The 25,826-nt window shown below is 69.5% G+C and carries 20 protein-coding genes; 11 read left to right on the top strand and 9 right to left on the bottom strand.

Translation table 11 applies throughout. The features are described from left to right. Nucleotides 1-7: 7 nt before the first annotated feature. Nucleotides 8-1,003 carry a LacI family DNA-binding transcriptional regulator gene (locus DMP23_RS06795; protein ID WP_337820483.1) on the bottom strand — a complete coding sequence of 332 codons (996 nt, stop codon included), beginning with the start codon at nt 1,001-1,003 and terminating at the stop codon, nt 8-10. Between the two features lie 91 nt (nt 1,004-1,094). Between DMP23_RS06795 and pucD the strand changes: the two genes are divergently transcribed. The 3 genes from pucD (at nt 1,095) to DMP23_RS06780 (ending at nt 5,171) form a co-directional block, all read left to right on the top strand. Continuing rightward, entirely contained in the window at nt 1,095-3,410 is a 2,316-nt protein-coding gene (gene pucD, locus DMP23_RS06790; protein ID WP_443111333.1) for a xanthine dehydrogenase subunit D, read from the top strand. Between the two features lie 418 nt (nt 3,411-3,828). After that, the gene (locus tag DMP23_RS06785) at nt 3,829-4,707 is read left to right on the top strand and encodes an FAD binding domain-containing protein (protein ID WP_037817512.1); all 879 of its coding nucleotides are present in this window, start codon (nt 3,829-3,831) and stop codon (nt 4,705-4,707) included. Beyond that, nucleotides 4,698-5,171, top strand: a complete 474-nt coding sequence (locus DMP23_RS06780; protein ID WP_037817511.1) for a (2Fe-2S)-binding protein — start codon at nt 4,698-4,700, stop codon at nt 5,169-5,171. Before DMP23_RS06785 ends, DMP23_RS06780 begins: the two co-directional genes overlap by 10 nt. Nucleotides 5,172-6,240: 1,069 nt before the next feature. On the opposite strand, the gene DMP23_RS06775 is transcribed toward DMP23_RS06780, so the two are convergent. Further along, nucleotides 6,241-7,020, bottom strand: a complete 780-nt coding sequence (locus DMP23_RS06775; RefSeq protein WP_337820481.1) for a PIG-L family deacetylase — start codon at nt 7,018-7,020, stop codon at nt 6,241-6,243. 208 nt (nt 7,021-7,228) lie between these two features. Between DMP23_RS06775 and DMP23_RS06770 the strand changes: the two genes are divergently transcribed. After that, nucleotides 7,229-8,581 (top strand): TrpB-like pyridoxal phosphate-dependent enzyme, encoded by a 1,353-nt coding sequence (locus DMP23_RS06770; protein ID WP_337820480.1) that lies wholly within the window; start codon nt 7,229-7,231, stop codon nt 8,579-8,581. Nucleotides 8,582-9,092: 511 nt separating this feature from the next. Here DMP23_RS06770 and DMP23_RS06765 read toward each other — a convergent pair. The 3 genes from DMP23_RS06765 to DMP23_RS06755 form a co-directional block, all read right to left on the bottom strand. Continuing rightward, complete coding sequence (locus tag DMP23_RS06765; protein ID WP_337820479.1) at nt 9,093-10,679, bottom strand: hypothetical protein; 1,587 nt, start codon at nt 10,677-10,679, stop codon at nt 9,093-9,095. 287 nt (nt 10,680-10,966) lie between these two features. Continuing rightward, nucleotides 10,967-11,737 (bottom strand): ABC transporter ATP-binding protein, encoded by a 771-nt coding sequence (locus tag DMP23_RS06760; RefSeq protein WP_134662523.1) that lies wholly within the window; start codon nt 11,735-11,737, stop codon nt 10,967-10,969. 42 nt (nt 11,738-11,779) lie between these two features. Then, on the bottom strand, nt 11,780-12,337 hold the full coding sequence (locus DMP23_RS06755) for an ester cyclase (RefSeq protein ID WP_037817504.1): 558 nt from the start codon (nt 12,335-12,337) through the stop codon (nt 11,780-11,782). A gap of 79 nt (nt 12,338-12,416) precedes the next feature. On the opposite strand from DMP23_RS06755, the gene DMP23_RS06750 reads away from it, so the two are divergent. Next, nucleotides 12,417-13,094: a TetR/AcrR family transcriptional regulator C-terminal domain-containing protein gene (locus DMP23_RS06750; RefSeq protein WP_134730505.1), complete on the top strand. Its 678-nt coding sequence runs from the start codon at nt 12,417-12,419 to the stop codon at nt 13,092-13,094. Here DMP23_RS06750 and DMP23_RS06745 read toward each other — a convergent pair. Both DMP23_RS06745 and araD read right to left on the bottom strand, forming a co-directional pair. Beyond that, the gene (locus DMP23_RS06745; RefSeq protein ID WP_337820478.1) at nt 13,078-14,853 is read right to left on the bottom strand and encodes a VanW family protein; all 1,776 of its coding nucleotides are present in this window, start codon (nt 14,851-14,853) and stop codon (nt 13,078-13,080) included. The genes DMP23_RS06750 and DMP23_RS06745 overlap by 17 nt on opposite strands. A gap of 91 nt (nt 14,854-14,944) precedes the next feature. Then, entirely contained in the window at nt 14,945-16,663 is a 1,719-nt protein-coding gene (araD, locus tag DMP23_RS06740; RefSeq protein WP_337820477.1) for an L-arabinonate dehydratase, read from the bottom strand. A 118-nt stretch (nt 16,664-16,781) separates the two neighbouring features. On the opposite strand from araD, the gene DMP23_RS06735 reads away from it, so the two are divergent. The 3 genes from DMP23_RS06735 to DMP23_RS06725 are packed head-to-tail and all read left to right on the top strand — an operon-like array spanning nt 16,782 to nt 18,945. Continuing rightward, nucleotides 16,782-17,435, top strand: coding sequence for a GntR family transcriptional regulator (locus DMP23_RS06735; RefSeq protein WP_337820476.1), 654 nt, complete (start codon nt 16,782-16,784; stop codon nt 17,433-17,435). Nucleotides 17,436-17,439: 4 nt separating this feature from the next. Next, entirely contained in the window at nt 17,440-17,943 is a 504-nt protein-coding gene (locus DMP23_RS06730; RefSeq protein ID WP_337820475.1) for a metallophosphoesterase family protein, read from the top strand. An 18-nt stretch (nt 17,944-17,961) separates the two neighbouring features. Further along, nucleotides 17,962-18,945: a PHP domain-containing protein gene (locus tag DMP23_RS06725; RefSeq protein WP_337820474.1), complete on the top strand. Its 984-nt coding sequence runs from the start codon at nt 17,962-17,964 to the stop codon at nt 18,943-18,945. Here the strand turns inward: DMP23_RS06725 and DMP23_RS06720 are convergent. Continuing rightward, entirely contained in the window at nt 18,934-19,068 is a 135-nt protein-coding gene (locus tag DMP23_RS06720; protein ID WP_337820473.1) for a hypothetical protein, read from the bottom strand. The two genes, DMP23_RS06725 and DMP23_RS06720, sit on opposite strands and share 12 nt — an antisense overlap. 108 nt (nt 19,069-19,176) lie before the next feature. Next, entirely contained in the window at nt 19,177-20,028 is an 852-nt protein-coding gene (locus DMP23_RS06715) for a chitosanase (protein WP_337820472.1), read from the bottom strand. A 290-nt stretch (nt 20,029-20,318) separates the two neighbouring features. On the opposite strand from DMP23_RS06715, the gene DMP23_RS06710 reads away from it, so the two are divergent. The 3 genes from DMP23_RS06710 (at nt 20,319) to hrpA (ending at nt 25,823) form a co-directional block, all read left to right on the top strand. After that, nucleotides 20,319-20,636, top strand: coding sequence for a hypothetical protein (locus DMP23_RS06710; protein WP_238604937.1), 318 nt, complete (start codon nt 20,319-20,321; stop codon nt 20,634-20,636). Between the two features lie 41 nt (nt 20,637-20,677). Further along, nucleotides 20,678-21,871 (top strand): cation:proton antiporter, encoded by a 1,194-nt coding sequence (locus DMP23_RS06705; RefSeq protein WP_037817486.1) that lies wholly within the window; start codon nt 20,678-20,680, stop codon nt 21,869-21,871. Nucleotides 21,872-21,947: 76 nt separating this feature from the next. After that, nucleotides 21,948-25,823 (top strand): ATP-dependent RNA helicase HrpA, encoded by a 3,876-nt coding sequence (hrpA, locus tag DMP23_RS06700; protein WP_337820471.1) that lies wholly within the window; start codon nt 21,948-21,950, stop codon nt 25,821-25,823. Nucleotides 25,824-25,826 lie beyond the last annotated feature (3 nt).

The following is a 25,826-nucleotide window of genomic DNA, read 5'->3' as shown; positions in this document are numbered from 1 at the left end:
TGCGGGGTCAGTCGCACCCGCAGCTGGCGCGCGCGGTCAGGCGGACGTCGAGGACGCGGTCGTCCGGCTGGGTGTTCTCGCGGAGCTGGTCCAGAGTGGACACCGCGGCGTCAGCGAAATCGTCGAAGGAATGCCCGGCGGTGGACAGCGCGGGCCAGCTGTGCGCGGCGGCGTCGGTCCCGCCGAAGCCGATCACTGCAAGGTCTTTCGGCACGCTCAAGCCGAGTTCCGCCGCGACCGTGAGCGTGTCGAGCGCCAGCCCGTCCGCTGTCGCCATGATCGCGCGCGGCCGCTCCGGCGACTGCAACCACCGCCGGATATCGGCCCGCGCGGCATGCCGGTCGAGTCCGGTGCGGACGACGTTGCCCGCGCTCCGCTTCGCCGCCCGCATCGCCTCGGTCCAGCCTCGGGCGCGATCGGCCACCGGCCCGGACCGCGCGGTTCCGGTGAGGCAGCCGATCTCGCGGTAACCGTGCCCGAGCAGGTGTTCGGTAGTCAACCGTCCGCCCGCCTTGTTGTCCAGCACGACGGACGGCGCGGCAGTGCCTGCCGGGGCGTGGTGGTGCAGGTAGACGACCGGAACGTCCAAAGTGGAGTGCGTGGCGGCCGCTCCAGCGATCTCGGCGCGGACCAGCAGCAGGCCGTCCACGCGCATGTTCGCCAGCGATTCGGCGTACCGCAGCTCCTGTTCCCGGGAGAACGCCGAATTCCCGAGCAGGACAAGGGATCCGCGAGCGAATGCGGCCCGCTCGACCGCATGGGTGAGCTGGGTGAAGTAGCCCTCGCTGCTGTCCGGCACGACCAGCCCGAGCACATTGCTGCGCGTGGACCGCAACGCCCGCGCGACGAGGTTCGGCCGGTAGCCGAGCTCGGCGATCGCCTGCTCGACCCGCGCTCGCGTGGCGGGCGCGACCGGACGCGGGCCGTTGTTGAGCACGTAACTGACCACGGCCGGCGAGGTGCCCGCCAGCCGTGCGACATCGTCCCGGGTGACCCGCTGCATGCGCCAGACGATACCCGAAGAGCCGTTGACAGTCCCGATCTACACGTGTTGAATCCGTGCAGTCGGCAACGCAGGAAAGCTGGTGGTCATTGTGGACTCGCTGGTACGCGCCGCGGAAACCGGGAGAGCCGCCGGGGTGGGCGAAAGCGCCCTCCGTCCGGACGGCACCGCCAAGGTAACCGGCAGGTTCGCCTATTCGTCGGATTTGTGGATCGAGGGCACGGTCTGGGCGACCACGCTGCGCAGCCCATACGCGGCAGCGCGGATCCGGTCCATCGACACGAGCAAGGCACTCGCCCAGCCGGGCGTGCACGCCGTGCTCACCCACGAGGACGTGCCCGGCGCGAAAACGTACGGAATGAAATCCGCCGACCAGCCGGTCCTCGCCGTCGACGAGGTCCGCTACCACGGCGAACCGGTGGCGCTGGTCGCCGCCGACGACCCGGAAACCGCCCGGCAGGCGGCGAAACTGATCATCGTCGACTACGAACCGCTCGACCCGGTCACCGATCCGATGACGGTCCTGGACGAGGGCGTCCGTCCCATCCATCCGGACGGCAACCTGGTGCGGCATGTGAAAATCCGCCACGGCGATCTGGCCGCGGCGCGCGCCGAAGCGGACGTCGTGGTCACCGGCGAGTACGAAGTCGGTATGCAGGACCAGGCTTTCCTCGGCCCGGAATCCGGCTTGGCGATTCCTTCCGAGGACGGCGGCGTCGAGCTTTACGTTTCCTCGCAATGGCTGCACAAAGACCTGGAACAACTGGCCCCGTGTCTGGGCTTGCCGCCGGAAAAAGTGCGGCTGACCCTGGCCGGCGTCGGCGGTGCTTTCGGCGGACGGGAAGACCTCTCCGTCCACGTGCACGCCTGCATGCTCGCCCTGCGACTCGGCCGTCCGGTCAAGATGTCGTACAACCGCTACGAATCCTTCTTCGGGCACGTGCACCGCCACCCGGCCAAGATGCGCTACGAACACGGAGCCACCAAGGACGGCCGCCTGGTCTACGTCAAAGCCCGCCTGGTCTTGGACGGCGGTGCCTATACCTCAACTTCACCCGTAGTCATCGCCAACGCTTGCTATTTCGTGACCGGCGCCTACGACGTCCCGAATGCCGAAATCGACGGACTCGCAGTGTTCACCAACAACCCGCCCTGCGGCGCAATGCGCGGTTTCGGCGCCGTCCAATCGGCCTACGGCTGCGAGTCCAATATGGACAAACTAGCGCACGAACTAGGCATGGACCCGACGGAATTGCGGCTCCGCAACGCCATGACCACGGGCACCGTCCTGCCCACCGGCCAAGCCGTCGACGGCCCAGCCCCAGTCTCGGAACTGCTGCAAGCCCTCCGCGACCGTCCGCTGCCGCCGGCTGGCGCTGATGATTTGCTTTCCCTGCCCGGCGGAGCCGCCAACACGACGCACGGCGAGGGGGTGCGTCGCGGAGTCGGCTACGCGGTCGGGGTGAAAGCGATCGGCTACTCAGGAGGCGTCGACGACATCTCGACGGCCCGAGTCGCCTTGGCGGTAGTGAACGGCGCCCCGGTCGTCTCGGTGCACACCGCCGCCGCGGAATGCGGACAAGGCGTCACCACGGTGCAGTCACAGGTAGCGAGCACGGAACTGGGTGTCTCGCGGGTAGTCGTCCTCCCCGCCGACACCCAAATCGGCGACGCCGGTTCCGCGTCCGCCTCCCGCATGACGTGGATGTCGACCGGCGCCGTGCAAGGCGCCTGCCGCCACCTCGCCCGGGAACTCCTGCGCCGCGCCGCCGACGCCTACAGCCTGCCCGCTTCGGCCCTGTCGCTGGGCAACGACCACGTCCTGGACAGCGGCGGGCATCCGGTGTGCCCGATCGCCAGCGTCGTCGGTTCGGACACTGTCTCGCACACCTTCGAGTACCACCACCGCCCGACCCAAGGCATCGACCCGGAAACCGGCCAGGGCAACGCACACATCGCGTTCGCCTTCGCCGCGCACCGAGCCGTGGTGGACGTGGATGTCGACCTGGGTTTGGTGAAGGTGGTCGAGCTCGCGACCGCGCAGGACGTCGGCAAGGCGATGAACCCGCTAGCCGTAGAAGGCCAGATCGAAGGCGGCAGCGTACAGGGCCTGGGTCTGGCTTTAATGGAGGAAATCCTGGTCGACCGCGAGGGCCGGGTGCGCAACCCGTCCTTCACGGACTACCTGATCCCGACCGTGCTGGACGTCCCGCCAATGCCGATCAGCCTGTTCGAATTCCCGCATCCCGACTCGCCGTACGGCCTGAACGGCGTAGGGGAGCCGCCGACCCTGTCGTCGACCCCCGCGATCCTGAACGCCCTCCGCTCCGCGACCGGCCTTGCCCTGCCGAACGCTCCCATCCGCCCGGACGACATCGCCCTGGCCGGTCGCCGCGCCGCTTCGTGATGGTGGCCCGTGTGCGCTCGTGTGCAGTGGTCCGGCGTGGCCTATTCACAGCGGTCCGTTTCGTGAGCGCGGTGGCCCGTGTGCAGTGGTCCGGCGTGACCTGTTCGCATCCGGTCCGTCTCATGAACGGTCCGTTTCGTGAACGTGGTGTCCCGTGCGCAGCCGTCCGCCATGACCTGTCCGCAGTGGTCAGTTTCGTGAGTGCGGTGGCCCGTGCGCAGCGTTCCGCCATGACTGTCCGCAGCGGTCCGTTTCGTGAGCGCAGTAGCCCGTGTGCAGCGGTCCGGCGCGACCTGTTCGCAGCGGCCCATTTTTCCTTCGTGCCGCATGCCCCCGGCCTTCCTCCCGCTTCTCGCCCGTGCCCCTTTTGCCCTTCCTGCCCGTCCCTGACCGGCAGCCCGCCTCCCGGAGGTGCCCCGTGGATTTCCTGACCCCCGCGACCTGGGCCGAAGCCCTGGCCGCCAAGTCCGCCCGCCCGGACGCCGTGCCGCTGGCCGGCGGCACCGACGTCCTGGTCGAACTCAACTTCGACCACCGCCGCCCGCCCGCGCTGCTGGACCTCACCCGGATCGGCGACCTGACCGAATGGACCGAGCGAGACGGCCGGATCCGCCTGGGCGCAGGCGTCTCGTACACGCGAATCATCACTGAATTAGGCACCCGCCTGCCCGGCCTGGCGATGGCGAGCCGCACCGTCGGCTCCCCGCAAATCCGCAACCGAGGCACCGTCGGCGGAAACTTAGGTGCGGCCTCTCCGGCTGGAGACGCCCACCCCATGCTCCTGGCCTGCGACGCGACCATCGAAGTCGCGTCCGTCCGCGGCACCCGGATGATCCCGGCGACGGAGTTCTACCAAGGTGTCAAACGCAACGCACTGGCCCCCGACGAGCTGATCGCCGCCATCCACCTCCCCGCCGCGACCGGCCCGCAACAGTTCGCAAAAGTCGGCACCCGCAACGCGATGGTCATCGCAGTGTGCTCGTTCGCCCTGGACCTGGCCCCGGAAACCGGCTGGATCGGCGCCGCGGTCGGTTCGGCCGCCCCGACCCCGCGCCGAGCGACCGCCGCCGAAGACTTCCTCCGCGACGCCCTGTCCGATGCGTGGACCTCCCGCTCCCGGCTGCCGGACGCGGTCGTCCGCCGCTTCGGCGAACTGGCCGCGAGCGCCGCGTCCCCGATCGACGACGTCCGGGGCAGCGCCGACTACCGCATCCACGCGATCGCCGTACTGGCCCGCCGGACGTTGAGCTGGGCCTGGGAAGACTATCGGAAAGGCGGGCAGCCGAAATGCGCCTGAACCTCACTGTCAATGACGAACCGCGCACCGTCGACGAGGTGTGGGAGGGGCAGAGCCTGCTCTCCGTGCTGCGTGATCAACTGGGTTTGCCAGGCTCGAAAAACGCCTGCGAACAAGGCGAATGCGGTTCATGCACAGTTTATTTGGACGGCACCCCAGTGTGCTCGTGCCTGGTCGCCGCGGGCCAAGCCGAGGGCAGGAACGTCCGTACCGTAGAAGGCCTAGCGGACGGCGACCAGCTGGACGCAGTACAACAAGCCTTCCTCGACACCGGCGCCGTGCAGTGCGGCTTTTGCACCCCGGGGTTGATCGTCGCCGCGCACGAGTTGGTGCACCGCGTGGATGCCCCTTCGGATCCAGAGATCCGCGAGGCATTGGCCGGGAACCTCTGCCGCTGCACCGGATATGAAAAAATCCTGGACGCGGTCCGCCTGGCCTCGGCCCGGGTGGCGGAGCCTGGGTGATGTTTGCGGGGCGCTTCGATGCTCGCCAGCTCGCAGGGGTACGAGGCCGAGCTGACTCAGCCCTCGCGGAGCTTGCGTTAGCTCGGCCGTGCTCCGGAAGGCGCAGTTCGACCTCACCCATGGACCGCCGCCCAGACTGGGCGACCGCCGTCCGCCAGCCTGAGTGGCTCGCCGCTTGCCCGCAACGACCACGCCGACCCATCCCGCGCTTTCGGTCCGAGCCGGAAACCCCCACTGCTCGGGTCTCACCCGAGCCTTCCCCAGCCCTGAGGCCAATGAAGATGGCTCGGTTCGAGGGCTCGCCAGTGCCGGTCTAGGGCTGGCGCCAGCACCCCGTGGGCTCGGCCCGGTCTGTCTCGGGCTCGCGGACCGCAGCGGAAACTCGCATCGGACGGTTCGCCCGTCGCGGCCATGGGCTCGCGCCGGTAATCCGCGCCCGCAGGTTCAGCCCGCGCCTGTCCCAGGCGCGCAGTCCCGAGCGGGACTCGCAGCCGATGGCTCGTCCGTCCCGGCCTTGGGCTCGTGCGAGTGATCAGCCCGCGGGTTCGGCTCGCCCCTGTAGCAGGGCCGCCGCGCGCAGCGGCAACCCGCGCCCGGCGGTTTGCCCGAACCGATCTTCGGCTCGCGCCGGTAACCCGCGTCGGCGAGCTCGGCCCTCGGCTGTCTCGGGTCTGCGGTCCGCAGCGGCGATTTTGCGCCCCGGTGGTTCGTCCGATCCGATCTTCGGCTCGGGCCGGTGACCCGCGTCCGCGGGCTCGGCCCTCGGCTGTCTCGGGTCTGCGGTCCGCAGCGCGGCTTTGCGCCCGGTGGTGCGTCCGATCCGGCCTTCGGCTCGCGCCGGTAGCCCGCGCCCGCAGGTTCAGCCCGCGCCTGTCCCAGGCGCGCAGTCCCGAGCGGGACTCGCAGCCGATGGCTCGTCCGTCCCGGCCTTAGGCTCGCGCGAGCGATCAGCCCGCAGGTTCGGCTCGCGCCTGTCGCGGGGCCGCCGCGCGCAGCGGCAACCCGCGCTCCCGGGGTGTGCCCGCACCGATCCCGAACCCCGGAATCCCTCACGGCTCGTCCGGCCCGGTCAGAGGCCCTTCATCAGGTCCGTCTCGGTCACCCCCGGCCCCTGTCCTTCCCGGATGAACCATTCCGTCCCGAAGGCCTCGCCGAACTTGTCGTCCGGGAGCGCCAGGAAGAACGACTCCTCGCTGATCTGGCTCCGATGCGCGCGCATTGCCGCCCGCTTCACCTTCAGGTATGCCGTGACGTCCACTTCGGCCGTCAGCTCGGCTTCCGGTTTCCCGATGATCATGTCCGCGTCCGGGCCGCCCTCCTCACCAGCCGCGCGGGCGGCTTCGGCGGCTCGGCGGATCTGGTCGCGGTTCGTCGAGCCCTGGTAAACCCGCGGCGTTCCCGCGAGTTCGGCCGCGCGCATGCCGACCCGGTGGACCTGGATGTGGTCCGGGTGGCCGTAGACGCCGAAGTCGTCGTACACCGTGAGCACGTCGGCCGACTCCTCGAGCAGGATCGTCGCCAGCCGCTTCGCCGCTTCCTCGACCGGCGCGCTCCAGAACGTTTCCGGGCCGTCGTTGGAAGGGTCGCCCATCATCCCGGAGTCCTGGTATCCCAAGAACTCCACTCGCGAGACGCCCAGCACTTCGGCCGCTGCCTGCGTCTCCTGCACCCGGCGGTCCGCGAGCTGCTCGCCGTCGTCGAGCAGACCCTCGGGGATCTCGCCTTTTTCTCCGCGCGTGGCCACCACGAGCACCACCCGGTGCCCCTCGTCGGCCGCTTTGCGCATCACGCCGCCGGTCATGATCGCCTCGTCGTCCGGGTGGGCGTGGAACGTCACCAATGTTGCCATGCCATCGAACCTACCGGCGCCCACCGACAAAAACCGGCGCCCGCCGGAAACGGCTTCCGGGGAATCAGCCACACCCTCCATTGTGGACAGGTCGCCCACATGGGTGGACCTGCGGCTTTAACGGCGCGAGGGGTCCCCTCGCGCGCTCCGGCGCTTGGCTTCTCCCGCCGCCCGGCTTACGTTGGGGTCCGCCGACCGAGGAGGCGTCATGGCAGAACGGACGAAATACATCCTGGACGAGGCCGATCTCCCGGCGCAGTGGTACAACGTGGTGCCGGACCTGCCCGAGCCGCCGCCCCCGCCGCTGCACCCGGGAACCCGCGAGCCAGTCGGGCCAGCGGACCTGGCCCCGCTGTTCCCGCAGGCGCTCATCGAGCAGGAAGTCACCACCGAGCGCTACATCGACATTCCCGAGGAAGTCCGGGACGTCTACCGGCTCTGGCGTCCGTCCCCGCTCTACCGCGCCCGCCGGCTGGAGAAGGCGCTCGGCACCCCGGCCCGGATCTACTACAAGTACGAAGGCGTCAGCCCGGTCGGCTCGCACAAGCCGAACACCGCTGTGCCGCAGGCGTTCTACAACGCGGCGGAGGGCGTCACGCGGCTCACCACCGAGACCGGCGCCGGGCAGTGGGGGAGCGCGCTGGCATTCGCGTGCGCGACGTTCGGGTTGTCCTGCGAGGTCTGGCAGGTGCGGGCGTCGTACGACCAGAAGCCGTATCGCAAGCTGATGATGGAGACCTTCGGGGCGCAGGTGTACCCGAGTCCATCGGACCGCACCGCTGCGGGCCGGGCGATCCTGGCGGAGAACCCGCAGTCGACGGGCAGCCTCGGGATCGCGATCAGCGAAGCCGTCGAGCAGGCCGCCGCGGATCCGGGCGCGCGGTACGCGCTGGGCAGCGTGCTCAATCACGTGCTGCTGCACCAGACGGTGATCGGCGAGGAAGCGCTCAAGCAGTTTGAACTGGCCGGCGACACCCCGGACGTGCTCGTCGGCTGCACCGGCGGCGGCTCCAACTTCGGCGGGCTCGCTTTCCCGTTCCTGCGAGAAAAACTGGCCGGCCGGATGAACCCGGTGATCCGCGCGGTCGAACCGGCGGCCTGCCCGACCCTCACCCGAGGCCGCTACGCCTACGACTTCGGCGACACCGCCGGTCTCACACCCCTGCTGAAAATGCACACGCTCGGCCACGGCTTCATCCCGGACCCGATCCACGCCGGCGGCCTGCGCTATCACGGGATGTCACCGCTGATCTCGCACATCTACGAACTGGGCCTCATCGAGGCGCTCGCGATCGGGCAGCAGGAATGCTTCGCCGCCGGGGTGCAGTTCGCCCGCACCGAAGGCATCATTCCCGCGCCCGAGCCGACGCATGCTCTGGCCGCGTGCATCCAGGAAGCGTTGCGCTGCAAGGAGACTGGCGAAGAGAAAGTGATCCTGACCGCGCTGTGCGGACACGCGCACCTCGACCTGCCCGCGTACGGCGCGTACCTGGCGGGCGACATGGTGGACAACGAACTTCCGGACGCGGCACTGGAGGAATCGTTGGCGGCGCTGCCGTGAGAGGTGCGGCTGGCGGGGCGCAGGAAGGAAGTGGAGGGGAGCGGCGGGCAGGCGAAGGTGTGCTGGGAGGGCGCGGTTGGTGAAAGTTGGTGGGCTGGCGCAGGTGTGCTCGGAGGGCGCGCTTGGTGAGGGTAGTGGCAGGTGAAGGTGTGGCTGCGTGGGAGCGGTTGGTGAGCTGACGAGGCTGCGGTGCGACGGCCCAGTTGCTCCCGCGTTTCGGCGAAGGGGCCGTCGGTCATCGTGACCGCGCCGTTCGCGGGGCGGACGACGGTGGCGGCGTGCCAGGGGCGCAAACCGCCGACGAACACCCAGGCACCGGCGGTTTTCATGTCGTCGGTGCCTGGGTCGGTGCAAGCCGTCTGGGCGGCCAGCTCCTCGCCGGTCTCCAGCGTGGTTTCGCCTCCCAGGACGGCCAGCAGGTACTGCTTCACGGCGAACTCCCCTAGCGGGGTCTCTTGCCTTGGTTAGCAACGCGCGCGACGCCATGAGACACCTCGGCAAGAAGAATTTCTCACCGTTCCTTGGAGACAGTCGCCAGTAGCTCCGGACCCCGCGTCACCAGTCGTTGCTGGGCGAGCGAACCCCACCACCATGCCAGCGCGATGCCGGTCGCGATTCCGGCCGGGATGCCGAGCCACTGCAGTACCGGCAGGTCGGCCAGTTTTCCGGCCACGCCCAGTGCCACCACCGGTAGCGCGCCGAGCACGATGAGCAGTGTGGTCGCCAGCATCAGGGCGGCTCGGGCGCACCCTGGGCGTCCGCCCGAGGACCATGGGCTGCCGCTTCGGCGTTGATCTGGCAAGGGGAAGGCCAGGAAGACCGATTGCAGCATCAGGACTCCGGCTCCGGCACCCAACGTCGCGGGGACCAGGCCTAGGACCCACGGGTACGCGCCCGGTACGCCGGTGACGCCGGGCAGGACCAGGGCCAGCACCAAAGCCACGGGGGCGACGATCAGGACCCACGCCAGTTGGCGGCCGCGGATGTCGGCGCGTTCGGCGCCGGGGACGACCAGCGTGTGCCACAGGGCGCTGCCGTCCATTCCGTACAGGTTGCCGGACTGCATCGAGGCGAAAAAGACTACTGCGACACCGAAATACGGCAGCATCACGGATTGGCCGCCCCCGCCGGACAGGGCTGGGACGACGGTGATGACGAAGCCGATCAGCAGCGTCGGCAGGAGGGCGACGCGGCGGCGGGCGTCTCGCCACCAGGTGTGCAGTTCCTTGCGGGCCACGGCGCCGACCGGAGTCGCGGGCAGCAGGCTGCGTCGCGTGCGGGTGCTCTTCGCACGGGTGCGGGAGGCTCCGCGGAACGACGGCGTGGTGACCTGGCGGGCTAGCAACGCGCCCCAGAGCACGACCAGAACCGCTACGACGCCGAGCAGTGCGGCGAAGAGACCGCCGACTGTGCCCCAATTCCCGACTCCGGCCGCGTGTACTGCGAGCGTGCCCCAACCGGACGGGAGGGCGTGCATGACGCTGACGAAGCCGGGCATCTGACCGGTGACGATCGCCGGGCCGACGCTTCGCATCACGTAGTTGACCGCGACGCCGGACAACCCGGTGAGCGCCACCAGGATGATGCCGAGTTCCTTGCCCTTGCGTGACGTCAGCAGCGTGCCCAGCGCGGCCATCACCACGCGGTAAAGCAGCACCACGAACGCCAGCTGCAGCACCGTGAACACGAGCCCGACGAGCGCGGCGCCGGCGCCGAACCGCAGGCCGTAGAACACCAAGCCGAGGAACGCCAGCAGGCTCACCACCGCGGTGACGCCCACGAAGCTCGCCGCGAGCAGGCCGACCGCCAGCTTGCGGCGGCCGATCGGCAGCAGTGCGAAGTGTTCTGGCCGCAGGGTGTCGTCGCCGCCGCCGGTCGCGATCGGCGCGAGCACCCAGCCTGCCATCCAGACCGCGTAAATCGAGGTGAGCAGGTCGACGGTGATCCGCGCTTCCGGAGCCGGGAACACCGCGATGCCGATCGTGAACAGGGCCGCCAGCAGACCGAAGAGGCCGCCGACGATCATTCCGGCGATCTGTCGGCCGCGGAGGGAGTTGCGCAGGACTCGGAGCTTTAGTCGGATGAGGATGCCGATCATGCTGGCGCCCCCGTTCCGATGGTCCGCGCGCCGACGATGGTTCCGGCGAGTCGTCCGCGGAGGGAGTTGCGCCGGTGCCGCAGTTTCAGTCGGTCGAGGATGCCGATCATGCGGGCCCCTCCGTTCCGCTGGTCTGCGCGTCGGCGATCTGTCGTCCGCGGAGGGAGTTGCGCAGGACCCGCGGCTTCAGTCGGTCGAGGATGCCGATCATGCTCGCCCCTCCGTTCCGCTGGTCCGCGCGTCGGGGATCTGCCGTCCGCGCAGTGAATCGCGCAGGACCCGCGGCTTCAGTCGGTCGAGGACGCCAACCACGCCAGCCCCTCCGTTCCGCCCGTTCGGCCGCCGACGATGTGCACGAACGCGTCTTCCAGCGTGCCTTCGCCCCGCACGTCAGCCACCGCGCCCGCGGCGACGACGCGTCCGCGCGTGATCACCGCGACGTGGCTGCACAGCTGTTCCACCAACGCCATCACGTGGCTCGACAGCACTACCGCGCCGCCGGAGGCGACGAATCGTTGCAGGATCGTGCGGATCGTCGACGCGGAAACCGGGTCGACCGCCTCGAACGGCTCGTCCAGCACCAGCAGCCGCGGGCCGTGCAGCAGTGCCGTCGCGAGGCCGATCTTCTTGCGCATTCCCGCGGAATAGTCGATGACGAGGGTGCGCTCGGCGTCCGTCAGTTCCAGCACGCCGAGCAGTTCCTGGGCGCGTTCGGCGACCGTGTCCGGCGCTAGCCCGCGCAGCAGGCCCATGTACGTGAGCAGTTCCCGTCCGGTGAGCCGTTCCGGAATGGACAATCCGTCCGGAAGAACGCCGATCAGGCTTTTCGCCCGTTCCGGCTCCCGCCATACGTCCACGCCGAACACGCGCGCTTCTCCGGCGTCTGGCCGAAGCAGGCCGACCGCCATCGACAGCGACGTCGTTTTCCCGGCTCCGTTGGGGCCTACGAGGCCGAAGAACGACCCCCGCGGCACTTCAAGCCGCACATCGTCTACTGCCAGCGTGGTCCCGAACCGTTTGGTGAGTCCGTAAAGCCCCATGGCCGCGTCGTCGGACACCGGTTCCCCCTTCCCGTGGTGTGCGCACGACTGTACGCGGGGTCACCGACAAAAAGCGGGCGGAGTGGTGTCGGAAAGCCGCGGATCCGGGGTCCCGGACATCGCGAGCAGCCCGCGCACCGCGCGCACGAGCTTGGGCCACGAGGTGGGCTTCCGGACGTCGTACGCGCGCAGCAGCTGCCGGAGCATGGTGAGCGTGTCGAAGTAAATGCGTTCGCACACCAGCTGTTCGTCCGCGTCGAAGAGGAAGTACGCGGTCATCCGGACCCGGAACCGCTGCCCTGTGGGCGGGATCTTCCCGAGCGGCCCGCGATGCGTGCCGAGAAGCCAGAATTCGACGATTACCGCATCCGCGCTGTGGCGCAGAGCGATGATTTCGTGGTCTTGATCGGGAAAAGCGCGGCGCGTTTCGTCGTAGTAGCCGCGCACGGCGGAATCGCCGTCGTGCACGGTCATCGTCGGCACGATCTCGTAGTGCGGATGCGGGAACGTCGCCAGCACGTCGTCCCAGTCCTGGCGCACCTCGTCGTGGAAGTGGTCGAGGACGAGCTTTTGCCGGGCACGCAGCACTTCGGGCGCGGGGATGGCCAACGGGTCCACGGGTTCCTCCAAACCAGGGGAGCGACGCCGCAATTTAATCCACACTGTGGGTTTAACGCAAGTGCGCCATGATGGAGCCGTGAACACCACGACGCGCCGGGGACGCCCGCGCAAGGGAGACGCCAGGCTGTCGCGGGAGGCGATCCTGACGGCCGCGCTGGAAGTGGTCGACGCCGACGGGGCGGCAGCGGTCAGCATGCGGACCGTTGCGCAGCGTCTCGGCGTGGACGCGAAGAGCCTCTACCACCACATCGACGGCAAAGAGGCCTTGCTCGACGCCGTCGCCGGACACGTACTGGGCGGGATCGATCTCCCGGAGCTCACCGGGCAGCCCGAAGCGGATCTCCGTGCCATCGCCCAGTCGTTCCGGAAAGCAACCCGAGCACACCCGCAGGCCGCGGCGCTTGTCCTAACCAGACAGTTGCCGTCGATCGCCGCGCTCGCTCCGGTCGAGGCGGTGCTTTCGGTGCTGCGCAAGGCAGGCGCGTCGCCGGAAGAGGCGGTGCACCTGCTGCGCTCGCTTCTGGCCGTCGTCGTCGGCTCGCTCCTGCGCGAGGCGGGCGCGGGACCGGCGTTCGGCGTCACCGACGAAGCCGGGATCGCCCACCGCCGCGCCGAATTGGAGCAGACCGAGCTTCCCGCCGTGGTCGAATCCGCGCCGCATCTGGCGCGGTGCGATCACGAAGCGGAGTTCGCTTTCGCCGTCGACCTCGCGGTAGCCGCCACGATGCAGCGACTCGCTACTCCCCGCAGGTGATCTTCGGCTGCGGGTTGTAGCGGACCGACCGCGTGTGCCGCGAAACTTCCCGGCCCGACGAGGCGTCGCGCAGGATCCGCGTGTCGCTCGCGGTGAAACCGGGCGCGCCGTTGGACGCGTGGCAGTTCTCCGCCGGACCCGGTTTCGTCGGCGGCGGCGTCGGATTCGTGCGCTCGCCGGGGACCGATTCGACCGTGTACCGCTTGGTGCCCCACAGCTTCACGGTGATCGACGACGGCGTCCAGACGGTCTGGATCGCGACGCCGGTGTCCGAGTCGTTGGTGAACTTCAGGTCGATCACGCTGGCGCCGTTGGGGTTCTGGAACACCGTCGCCTCGCGCGCGGCCGGGTAGCGGCTGATGTAGTAGCTGTGTTCCTTGTGCCCGGCGTCCTTCATCCCGGAGAAGTACGCCGCGTTGTACAGCGTGGTGGCGAACTGCGAAATGCCGCCGCCGACCTCGCGGGCGGGCGCGCCGTTCTCGATCACGCCTGCTTCGACGTAGCCCTGCGGACGCCCGCGCGGACCGGTGAATCCGTTGAGGCTGAACGTTTCTCCCGGCTTGACGATCGCGCCGTTCACCTTCTCGGCGACCACCCGGATGTTCGTGCCGGAGTCGGCGGCGAACCCGCCGGTGGTGAACTCGCCGATGACTTCCTTGACGCCCAGCTTGTCCGCCTGCTCGGTGGTCACCTTCGCGGGCGTCTTCTTGTAGATCGCCTTGAGCTCGCGGCTGTCGGTCTGCTTCAGCGTGTTCGGCAGCGGCTTGAGGCTCTGCTCCCAGTCGACCGTGTTGCCGTCCGCGGACGGCTCGACGACCGGTTTCCCGCCGGAGAACGCGATGGCCGCGTCCTTGCCCTCCTGCTCGGTGGACTTCAGCTGCGGCGCGAGCGCGTCGGTGACCTTCTTCGGGTCGATCTGCGGGGCGAGGCCGCCGCCGTCGCCGGGCACGAACGTGAGCGCGCCGGCGATCTGCTCCGGCGTCAGCGTCGCGTCCGCGCCTTCGCCCTTGACGATGATTGGCGCGGACACCGCGGGCTTGGCGAATTCGGTGAGCGCGCGCTGAACGCCCTCGGCGGTGGTGCGCACCGGCGTCGGCGTGACCGGAAGGGTCAGTTCGCTGCCCGAAGCCCAGCCGCTCAGCACCTTCGCCCGCGCCGCCGCGACGTCCAGCTTCTGCCCGACCTGCGGCGGGACCGCGACCGGCGTGGTGCCGTCGAACCGGATCGCGCCCTCGGCGGGCGCCCGGTCGACGCGGCCGCGCAGGTCCTCGAGCGCCGGGTCGAGTTTCGCTGCCTCGACGTGCGACGCGACGCCCAGTTCCCGCGTGCTGAAGAACGACGCCAGCCGGGTGAAGGGGTTGATCGGCTGGTCGCCCGCCTGGTCGAGGGTGCCGCTCCAGTCGAGCCCCAGCCCGGCCTCGGTCGGCGACAGCTTGGTGTGCGCGTTGCCCGCGGTGACCGTGAGCGGCTGGGTGAGCCGCGGCTCGATCTTCCCGCGCAGCTCGCGTTCGGCGACCGGCCGCTCCAGCCCGCCGACGTCCACGCCGGCCACGACGACGCCGCGCGGCACCCGGCCCTGGCTGGTCAGCAGGTCGATGAGGTACGCGACGACCAGGACGCCGAGCACGCCGCCGCTGATCCAGCCGGCTTTGCGCAGGCCGCGCCTTCGCGGCGGGGACGGAGGTTCCTCCGGTGGTACGACCGGCAGGACCTCGGTCTGGTCGCTGTCGGTTTCCGGCCAGCGCGGTTCGTACTGCACCTCACGACCCCTTCGATTCGCTGCGGTCAGGGGCACAGCGTACGGGCCGAGCCGGACATGCCGGACTACTGCCCCCAGGGGAACAAACCGGTCACCCAGCGTCCGGTTCCGGATTGGCGCCGGCGCGGGCTAGGAAGTCGAAGTCGCAGCCCTCGTCGGCCTGCGTGATGTGCTCCGCGTACAGCGCACCGTAACCCCGCTCGAACCGCGGTGCAGGGGCGGCCCATGAGGCGAGACGACGCTCCAGTTCGGCGTCGTCCACCTCCAGCTGCAACGTCCGCGCGGGCACGTCCAGGGTGATCAGGTCGCCGTCGCGGACCAGCGCGAGCGGCCCGCCGACGTGCGATTCCGGTGCCACGTGCAGCACGCACGCGCCGTAACTGGTGCCGCTCATCCGGGCGTCGGAGATCCGCACCATGTCCCGCACGCCTTGTTCCAGCAGGTGCGCCGGGATCGGCAGCATGCCGTATTCGGGCATGCCTGGCCCGCCGAGCGGACCGGACCCGCGCAGCACCAGTACGGAATCGGCGGTGATGCCCAGCGCCAGGTCGTCGATGCGCTTCTTCAGGTCTTGGTAGTTGTCGAAAACCACTGCCGGACCGGTGTGGGTGAGCAGAGCGGGGTCGGCGGCGATGTGCTTGATCACCGCGCCGCCGGGAGCGAGGTTGCCGCGCAGCACGGCCACGCCGCCCTCGCTGGCGACTGGGTTGTCGCGCGGGCGGATCACGTCGTCGTTGTGCACGCGGGCGTCTGCGAGCGAGTCGGCGAGCGGACGTCCGGTGACGGTGACCCGGTCGAGGTGCAGGAGGTCGGTCAGGCGGGACAGCAGCCCGGGCAGGCCGCCCGCGTAGTAGAAGTCCTCCATCAGCCAGTCGCCGCCGGGCCGGATGTTCGCCAGCACCGGCACACGGCGGGCGATCGCGTCGAAATCCTGCAGCGACAAGGAAATCCCGCTGCGGCCGGCCATCGCGATCAGGTGGATCACCGCGTTGGTCGACCCGCCGAGCGCCAGCACGGTCGTGATCGCGTCGGCGTACGCGCGCTCGTCGACGATCTTCGCGATCGTGAGGTCCTCCCACACCATGCCCACGATGCGCGCGCCGCTCGCCGCGGCCATCCGGTGGTGTGCTGAATCGACCGCCGGGATCGAGGCCGCGCCGGGCAGGGTCAGCCCCAGCACCTCGGCGGCGGACGTCATGGTCGACGCGGTCCCCATCGTCATGCAGTGGCCGGGGGAGCGGGCCAGGCCGCGTTCGAGTTCGGCCAGTTCGCGGTCGCCGATCGTGCCCGCGCGCCGTTCGTCCCAGTACTTCCACATGTCGGTGCCGCTGCCGAGCACCTCGCCGCGCCAGTTTCCGCGCAGCATCGGGCCCGCGGGCACGAAAATCGACGGCAGCCCGGCGCTCGCCGCGCCCATCAGCAGCGCCGGGGTGGTCTTGTCGCAGCCGCCCATCAGCACCGCGCCGTCGACGGGATACGACCGCAGCAGTTCCTCGGTCTCCATCGCCAGCAGATTCCGGTACAGCATCGGCGTCGGCTTCTGGTACGTCTCCGACAGCGTCGCCACCGGGAACTCCAGCGGGAATCCGCCCGCCTGCCACACGCCGCGCTTGACCTGCTCCGCGCGTTCGCGCAGGTGCTGGTGGCACGGGTTGATGTCGCTCCAGGTGTTGAGGATGCCGATCACCGGCTTCCCGAGGTGTTCTTCAGGCTCGTAGCCGAGCTGCCGGGCGCGGGTGCGGTGGCTGAAGTTCCGCAGGTCGTCGCCGCCGAACCAGCGGTGGCTGCGCAGGTCCTCGGGTGCCTTCATTGCTGCGCGTCCTCTCGGTCGACGGATGGCATCTGATATATGATCGTACGTGTCGACGCTCGGAGACGCCCGCCTGGTTGAATGTGCGGGGACGAGCGCGAAAGCCAGGAGGGTCGGCATGCCGTCCACGTTCAGCCTCCCCGCCTCCCGCACCGAGGTGGTGCTGGAGGAGATCCGGCGCGGCATTCTCGCCCGCGAGCTGGTGCCCGGTCAGCAGCTGGTGGAGGCGGAGCTGGCCGCGCGGCTCGGGGTCTCGAAGACGCCGGTGCGCGAGGCGCTCAAGGTGCTGTCCAACACCGGGCTGGTCACGTTCAGCCCGTACAAGGGCGCGTCGGTGTGCGTGGTCGACGCGGAGCTGGCGCGGTCGGTCTACGACGTGCGGATGGTGCTGGAACCGGAAGCGCTGCGCCGCGCGGTGCGGGCGGCGGACCGGGCGTCGTTCGACGAGGCTGCCCAGATTCTCAAGGAAGCGTCGGCCGCGGATGCCGACCAGACCACGTTGAGCCTGCTCAACCGGCGGTTCCACCGTGCGTTGTACGCGGGCTGCGGCAACCCGCTGATGGTGTCGATGCTGGACGACCTGCGCGACCGCGCCGCGCTGATCACCGTGGTCGGCTGGGACGCGAATCCCAGCTGGCGCAAGGAATGGAACGAGCACAAGGCGGTGCTCGCCGCCGCGCGGAAGGGCGACGAGGACGGCGCGGCCGAGCTGCTGCGCGCGCACATCGCGGCGTTCCTCGACCACGTGCTCGAGGCGATCGGGGAGGAGTGACGGCGTGCGGTTGCTGCTCGTCGCGGACACCCACCTGCCGAAGCGGGCGAAGGAACTGCCCGCGCAGGTCTGGGACGAGGTCGCGAAGGCCGACGTCGTGGTGCACGCGGGCGACTGGGTCGACGTGGACACCCTCGACGCTCTTGAAGCCCGCAGCGCGCGGCTGATCGGCGTGTACGGCAACAACGACGGTCCTGAACTGCGGAAACGTCTGCCCGAGGTGGAGAGGGAGACGTTGGAGGGCGTCCGGGTGGCGGTCGTCCACGAAACCGGCGACGCGAAGGGTCGCGCGGCTCGCTGCGACGCGTTATATCCGGACGTCGACGTGCTGATCTTCGGACACAGCCACATCCCGTGGGACACGGTGACGCCCGGCGGGTTGCGACTGCTCAACCCCGGCTCGCCCACCGACCGGCGGCGGCAGCCGTTCTGCACCTACCAGACCGCGGAGATCAAGAACGGCCGTCTCGGCGACGTCGAGCTGCACGAGCTGCCTCGCCGCGGCTGAGCGGGTAAAACAGGAGGCATGGACCCGGTCCGCGCGCTGCGCGACATCGCCTTCCAGCTCGAGCGCGCCGGTGAACCGACTTACCGCGTGCGCGCGTTCCGTCAGGCCGCCGCTGTGGTCGACAGGCTCTCCGAAGACGAGCTGGCGTCGCGCGTCGGCGCGAAGACGCTTCAGGCGTTGAAGGGGATCGGCAAAGCCACTGCTGGCGTCATCGAGGACGCGTGGCACGACCGTACGCCCGCGTACGCGACGAAGCTGCCCGAAAGCAAGCTGCCGGACGGCGGTGCACTGCGTACGGCACTTCGCGGCGACTGTCACACGCACTCCGACTGGTCCGACGGCGGCAGCCCGATCCTCGAGATGGCCGAGACGGCACGCGACCTGGGGCACGAGTGGATCGTGCTCACCGACCACTCGCCGCGGCTGACCGTCGCGCGCGGGCTGTCTCCGGAACGGCTGCGGGCGCAGATGGACGAGGTCGCGCGAGTGAACGAGCAGCTGGCGCCGTTTCGCCTGCTGCACGGCATCGAGGTCGACATCCTCGACGACGGCGCGCTCGACCAGACCGAGAAGCTGCTGGACCGGCTCGACTTCGTGGTGGCGAGCGTGCACTCGAAACTGCGGATGCCCGCGCGGGAGATGACACCGCGGATGCTGGCCGCCGTCGAGAACCCGCACGTCCGGGTGCTGGGGCACTGCACCGGACGGCTGGTCGGCGGGCGCAGCAGGCCGGAGTCGCAGTTCAACTCGGAGAAGGTGTTCACCGCGTGCCGGGAGAACGGCGTGGCGGTGGAGATCAACTCGCGGCCGGACCGGCTCGACCCGCCGATGCGGTTGCTGCGCCAGGCCGTCGAGCTGGGCTGCGAGTTCGCGATCGACAGCGACGCGCACGCGCCCGGCCAGCTCGATTGGCAGGCTTACGGCTGCGAGCGCGCGGAGAAGGCGGGCATCGGACCGGACCGGGTCGTCAACACACGGACGGCCGATCAGTTACTGCGATGAATGCGCGCGATCGAGCCAGCGCAGCACCGCGAGCTGGTCGTCTTGTACGAGAGCCACGCAGCCTGCGGTCGGTCCGCCAGTGGACACGTGCAGGAAGAACGCCGAACCGGCCTTCGCGCGCAACGCCGATTCCTTGCGCGCCGACGTCCGCTGGGTACGGGCCGAGCTCCCGTACCCAGCGGTCGCCGTCGCGGTCCCACGCGGAGGCGGAGTGGAGAACCTGCTGCGGGCTCAGTTGATCTCGTACGGGTCGCCGTAGACCTTCCACTTCAGCGGCGTGTGCAGATCGAGGTTGCCGTCGTTGAGGAACACCAGTTGCTCGGTGTCGACGCGGGAGGTGTCCGCATGCGCTTCCTCCTTCTTCATGACCACCTTGCGCGCGTCGAGGAACGCCTTGAGGTAGGCGGTTTCGTCGCCGCCCTGGGACGGCGGCTTCGCCTTCGACAGCGCGGCGTCGCGGATGCCGCCGAAGCTGTCAGTGCTCGTGCCGGGGCCGTGCATCACGATGGCGTCGTAGTAGATGAACTGGCCGAGCGCGCCGAGACCGTCGGACTTGCCTTGGTTCACCGCCGGGTCGAAGTACACGCGGTCGCGCTCGCTGTTCTGCGCGGCCTGGAATTCCTCGGTGCCCGCGGCCTGCTTCCACGCGCTTTCGAAGGCTGTGCCGAGACCTTCGTGCGAATCGGAGCCGTTGACTTTTTCCAGCGCGGGCAGGAACTTCGCCAGCGGGTTGTCCGGCACGGACTTGGTGTAGGCCTGCACGAGTTCGAGCATGTCGCCGGTGCCGGAGCAGAACCCGATGATGCCCGCGGTGTACCCGCGTCCGTCGCCGATGTCCTCGATGTAGGAGTACTGCTTCTTCCAGTCGAGCGACGAGTTTTCCGCGCTCGACACCAGCTGCATCGCGATCTCTTTTTTCTCCGGGGACGCGAGGTCGCCGCCCGAGCCGAGCACCGAGGACGCCGAGGCGGCGAGCGGGGCGGGCACGGCGGCGGCCGAGAGAGCGGGAGTGCTGAGGACGAGAGCGAGGGCCGAGGCAGCCGTGAGACCGGCGGCCAGCGCGGGCCGCATCGTCTTGCGCATGGGGGGAATCCCTTTCCGCGGTACGTGGGCAAGGCGGCCGGACCGGCGAATGAACCGGTTCCGGGTACTGCTGCGGCGTAGCGCCACGATAACCGAGCGTGAAGCGGCGAGGCAAGGGATACGAAAATTTTTCACGGATGTGAACATCCATGGTCCACTATGGACGATGAAGGTTGCCTGAAGCGGACCGGAAAACGACCGGGGCCACGGGATCCGGCAGTCATCTGTCTACTGTGGACTCGCGGTGGAGCTCCCGGCAAACCTTAAAGACATGATAAACTCGTCCCGAGATGACGACTGCTGCCGCCGCTCCCGCGCCGCGGCACCGGTCCATCCTCGTCCTGCTGCTCGCCGCGCTGCTCCTGCTCGGCGTAGCCGTCCCCGGGCCAGGACCGGCGGGCCCGCGCCCGCACGACGCCGAACCCGCCCTGGTCCAGGAACAGGGCCCGCATCTCGTCGCCGCGCATCCGCTGCCGCTCGCCGATGCCCCCGGCGAGATCCGCCTCGCCCGGCCGGATTGGTGCACCGTCCCGTTTTCCGCCGCGCCGCCGGTCGAACTGGACCGCGCGCCCGCGCCCGCCGCGGCACGCGCTCCTCCGGGTTGCTGAGTACTCGTTTCCCGCCTGTACCCGGCTCTCAAGAGGATTTCATGAGCAACGGTCATGCTTTGCTGGCCGTCGGCGGCGCGTTTCTCGCCGCCGGCGCCCTTGCCCGCGTCGGCGCCCGGATCGGGCTGCCCACGATTCCCCTGTTCATGCTGGCCGGTTTCGTCTTCGGCCCGCACACCCCCGGACTGTCCCTTGTGGACGATCCGGCCGAGTTCGGCGTACTGGCCGGGCTCGGTCTCGTATTCCTGCTCTTCTATCTGGGACTGGAGTTCTCGCTCGACGACCTCGCCCGCGGCGGCGCCAGACTCGCCGGCGCGGGGGTGGCCTACCTCGTGCTGAACATCGGCGGCGGGCTCGCGTTCGGCTTCGCGCTCGGCTGGGGCACGCGCGAGGCGCTGGTGATCGCCGGCGCGATCGGCATCTCCTCGTCGGCCATCGTCACCAAACTGCTCCTGGAAACCCGGCGGATGAACAACCGGGAATCCCGCCTCATCATGGGCATCGTCGTGCTCGAAGACCTGTTCCTCGCGCTGTACCTGGCGTTGCTGCAGCCGGTGCTCAGCGGTGCGGACGGCTTCGGCGCGGCGCTCGCCGACTTCGGCAAGGCGTTCGGCTTCCTGCTCGTGCTCGCCGCACTGGCGCGCTGGGGCGGACGGCTCGTGTCGCGGCTCTTCGGTTCGGCGGACGACGAACTGCTCACCGTCTGCTTCGTCGGCGTGGCCGTGCTCGGCGCCGCGGTGGCCGAGGAGGTGGGCGTGTCCGACGCGATCGGTGCGTTCATGGTCGGGATGATGCTCGGCAATTCCCAGGTCGCGCCGCGGGTGCACAAGCTCGTGCTGCCGCTGCGGGACGCGTTCGGAGCGTTGTTCTTCTTCATCTTCGGGCTGTCGATCGACCCGGGCGCGGTCGGCACGGTCGTCCTCCCGGTGCTCGCCGCGGTCGTGTTGACGCTGGTGCTGAACCTCGCCGCCGGCGCGTTCGCCGCCCGGCTGCACGGCTTCGATCGGCAGGAGGGCGTGAACATCGGCCTGACCGTGCTCACCCGGGGCGAGTTCTCGCTCGTCTTGGCGACGATGGCGACCGCGGCCGGGCTGGACTCGCGGGTGGCCCCGTTCGTCGCCGGGTACGTGCTGCTCCTGGCCGTGATCGGCCCGCTCGCCGTGCTCCGCTCGGACCGGCTGACCTGGCTGCTTCCGGCCAAGCTCGTGCGGCCGCGTCCGGCCCCGGTGCCGTGAGCGGGGGACGCCGGGCTGTCGCTCGCGGCATATTCGGAAGCCACGACGGTCACGCACGGCTATCCTTGGCCCAAGTATGTCCACTCCAGCCCCCTTCGCAGAGCTGCGCGCCCAGCTGCCCGAATTGATGCTGCGCGACGAGCACCGGCTGCGCCGTCGTCTCGACGGCGCGCGCCGGTCTCGCGACAAGCAGCAGACGGCCGAGCGCATCGCCGCCGACGTCGAAACGGCGCTGCTGCGCGTGCAGCAGCGCCGCGAAAGCGTGCCGAAGATCGAGTACCCCGCCGAGCTGCCGGTCAGCAGGCTCAAGGACGAGATCGGCGACGCGATCCGCGACCACCAGGTGGTGATCGTCGCGGGGGAGACCGGGTCGGGCAAGACCACGCAGCTGCCGAAGATCTGCCTCGAGCTTGGCCGCGGCGTGCGCGGGCAGATCGGGCACACCCAGCCGCGCCGGCTGGCCGCGCGCACGGTCGCCGACCGGATCGCCAGCGAGCTGAAGACCGAACTGGGCGACACCGTCGGCTACAAGGTCCGGTTCACCGACCAGTCCGGCCAGGACACCCTGGTCAAGCTGATGACCGACGGCATCCTGCTGGCCGAGATCCAGACCGACCGGATGCTGCGCCAGTACGACACGCTGATCATCGACGAGGCGCACGAGCGCAGCCTCAACATCGACTTCATCCTCGGCTACCTCAAGCAGCTCCTGCCGCGCCGTCCCGACCTGAAGGTGATCATCACCTCGGCGACCATCGACCCGGAGCGGTTCTCGCGGCACTTCGACGACGCGCCGATCGTCGAGGTCTCCGGCCGGACCTACCCGGTCGAGGTGCGCTACCGGCCGCTCGTGGACCCGGACGATCCCGAGGGCGACCCGGACCGCGACCAGACGCAGGCGATCGCCGAGGCGGTCCAGGAGCTGTCCGGCGAAGGCCCGGGCGACATCCTCGTGTTCCTCTCCGGGGAACGCGAGATCCGCGACACCGCGGACGTGCTGAACCGGCTGGAGCTGCGGAACACCGAGGTGCTGCCGCTGTACGCGCGGCTGTCCGCGGCTGATCAGCACCGCGTGTTCCAGCGGCACACCGGACGGCGGATCGTGCTGGCCACGAACGTCGCCGAGACGTCGCTGACCGTGCCGGGGATCAAATACGTGATCGACCCGGGCGCCGCGCGCATCTCGCGCTACAGCCACCGCACGAAGGTGCAGCGGCTGCCGATCGAGGCGGTTTCGCAGGCGTCGGCGAACCAGCGCAAGGGCCGGTGCGGGCGTACCTCGGACGGCGTCTGCATCCGGCTGTACTCCGAGGAAGACTTCGAATCGCGGCCGGAGTTCACCGATCCGGAGATCCTGCGGACGAACCTCGCGTCGGTCATCCTGCAGATGACGTCGCTCGGCCTCGGCGACATGAACGCGTTCCCGTTCGTCGAGCCGCCGGACCGCCGCCAGGTCACCGACGGCGTCCAGCTGCTGCAGGAACTCGGCGCGTTCGAGACCGGCGATTCCTCGAAGCTCACCGAGGTCGGCCGCAAGCTCGCGCTGCTGCCGGTGGACCCGCGGATGGGCCGGATGGTGCTGGAGGCCGCGCAGAACGGCTGCGTGCGCGAGGTGATGATCATCGCCGCCGCACTGTCCATTCAGGACCCGCGCGAACGGCCCGCGGAGAAACAGCAGGCCGCCGACGCGCAGCACGCCCGGTTCGCCGATCCGACCTCGGACTTCCTCTCCTACCTCAAGCTGTGGGAGTACGTCAGCGAACAGCAGAAGACGCTGACCGGCAACCAGTTCCGCCGGATGTGCCGCACCGAGTACCTGAACTACCTGCGGATCCGCGAGTGGCAGGACATCTTCGGCCAGCTGCGCCAGCTCGCCAAACCGCTCGGCATCACGCTCAGCACCACGCCCGCCGAACCGCAGCACGTGCACACGGCGCTGATTTCCGGGCTGCTGTCGCACATCGGGCTCAAGGACCCGGCGAAGGGCGACTACCTCGGCGCGCGGGGAGCCCGGTTCTCGGTGTTCCCGGGTTCGGCGCTGTTCAAGAAGCAGCCGCGCTGGGTGATGTCGGCGGAGCTGGTGGAGACGTCGCGGCTGTGGGGCCGGGTCAACGCGCGGATCGAGCCGGACTGGGTCGAACCGCTCGCGCAGCACGTCGTGAAGCGTTCGTATTCGGAGCCGCACTGGGAGCGCAAACAGGGCGCGGTGATGGCGACCGAGAAGGTGACGCTCTACGGCGTGCCGCTCGTCGCCGACCGGCGGGTGAACTACGGCCGGATCGACCCGGAGATCTCGCGCGCGATGTTCATCCGGCACGCGCTGGTCGAGGGCGACTGGCACACGAACCACCGGTTCTTCGCCGAGAACCGGGCGCTGCTGGACGAGGTCGAGGACCTGGAGAACCGCGCCCGGCGGCGCGACATCCTGGTGGACGACCAGACGCTGTACGAGTTCTACGACGCGCGAGTGCCCGAGGACATCGTGTCCGTGCGGCATTTCGACAGCTGGTGGAAGAAGGCGCGGCGGAACGAGCCGGACCTGCTGTCGTTCGAGAAGTCCATGCTCATCAACGAGGTCGCGGGCGCGGTCCGCGAATCGGACTACCCGGACTCGTGGACGCAGGGCACGCACGTTTTCAAGCTGACCTACCAGTTCGAGCCCGGAGCAGACGCCGACGGCGTGACCGTGCACATCCCGCTGCCGGTGCTGAACCAGGTGACGCCGGACGGTTTCGACTGGCAGGTGCCCGGTCTGCGCGGCGAACTGGCGACGCAGCTGATCAAATCGCTGCCGAAAGCGTTGCGGCGCAACTTCGTCCCGGCTCCGGACACGGCTGCCGACGCGTTGACGCGAATGTCCCCTTCGGACGGTCCGCTGCTCGACATCCTCGGCGACGAACTGCACGCGATGCGCGGCATCGACATCCCGCACACGGCGTGGGACCTTTCGACGGTGCCGGACCACCTCCGGATCACCTTCCGCGTGGTGGACGAGCGCGGCAAGCGGGTGGCCGAGGGCAAGGACCTGGACGAGCTGAAGCGCCGTCTCGCGCCGCGCGTGCGGGAGACGATTTCCAAGGCCGCCAACAGCATCGAGAAGGCCGGCCTGGTGCAGCCGTCGTTCGGCGAGCTGCCGAAGGTGTTCGCGTCGACCCGGCGCGGCCACGACGTGAAGGCGTACCCGGCGCTGGTGGACGAGGGCGCGTCGGTGGCTGTGCGGCTGCTGGACACGCCTGCCGAACAGCAACACGCGATGTGGTCCGGCACGCGGCGGATGCTGCGGCTGAACCTGAACTCGCCGATGAAGTTCATTACGCGGTCGCTGTCGAACTCCTCGAAGCTCGTGCTGAACCGCAACCCGCACGGCAGCGTCGCGGGCCTGCTGGAGGACTGCGTCGACTGCGCGGTCGACGCACTGATGGCCGCGGCGGGCGGCCCGGTCTGGGACGAGGCGGGTTTCGCGGCGCTGCTGGAAAAGGTGCGCGCTGGGTTGAACCCGAAGGTGCTGGAAGTGCTGACGGAGGTCGAGCGGATCCTGCGCGCGGCCATCGACGTGGAGACTCGTCTCGCGGACACTCGCGGCCCGGCCGAATCGCTGGCGGACATCCGCCGTCAGCTGGACGGTTTGGTGCACGCGGGCTTCGTGACGGAGACCGGCGCCGCCCGGCTGCCCAACGTGGTCCGGTATCTGCGCGGCATCGAGCGGCGGCTGGAGAAGCTGCCGCTGGAGCAGACACGCGACCTGCAGCGGATGGCGGACGTCGCGTGGATCACGAAGGAGTACGAGGACGCGGTGGCCACGCTGCCGCCGGGAACGTCGTCGCCCGCGCTGGCGGAGGTGCGGTGGATGATCGAGGAGCTTCGGGTGAGCTTCTTCGCGCAGACACTGGGGACGGCGCATCCGGTGTCGTTGAAGCGGATCACGAAGGCGTTGGACGAGGCGCTGGCGTAGCCG

The organism is Amycolatopsis sp. A1MSW2902, assembly GCF_017312175.1.
GTDB classification, from domain to species: domain Bacteria; phylum Actinomycetota; class Actinomycetes; order Mycobacteriales; family Pseudonocardiaceae; genus Amycolatopsis; species Amycolatopsis nivea.
Note: the sequence above shows the minus strand (reverse complement) of the source record. Positions and strands in the feature narration are given on the sequence as shown.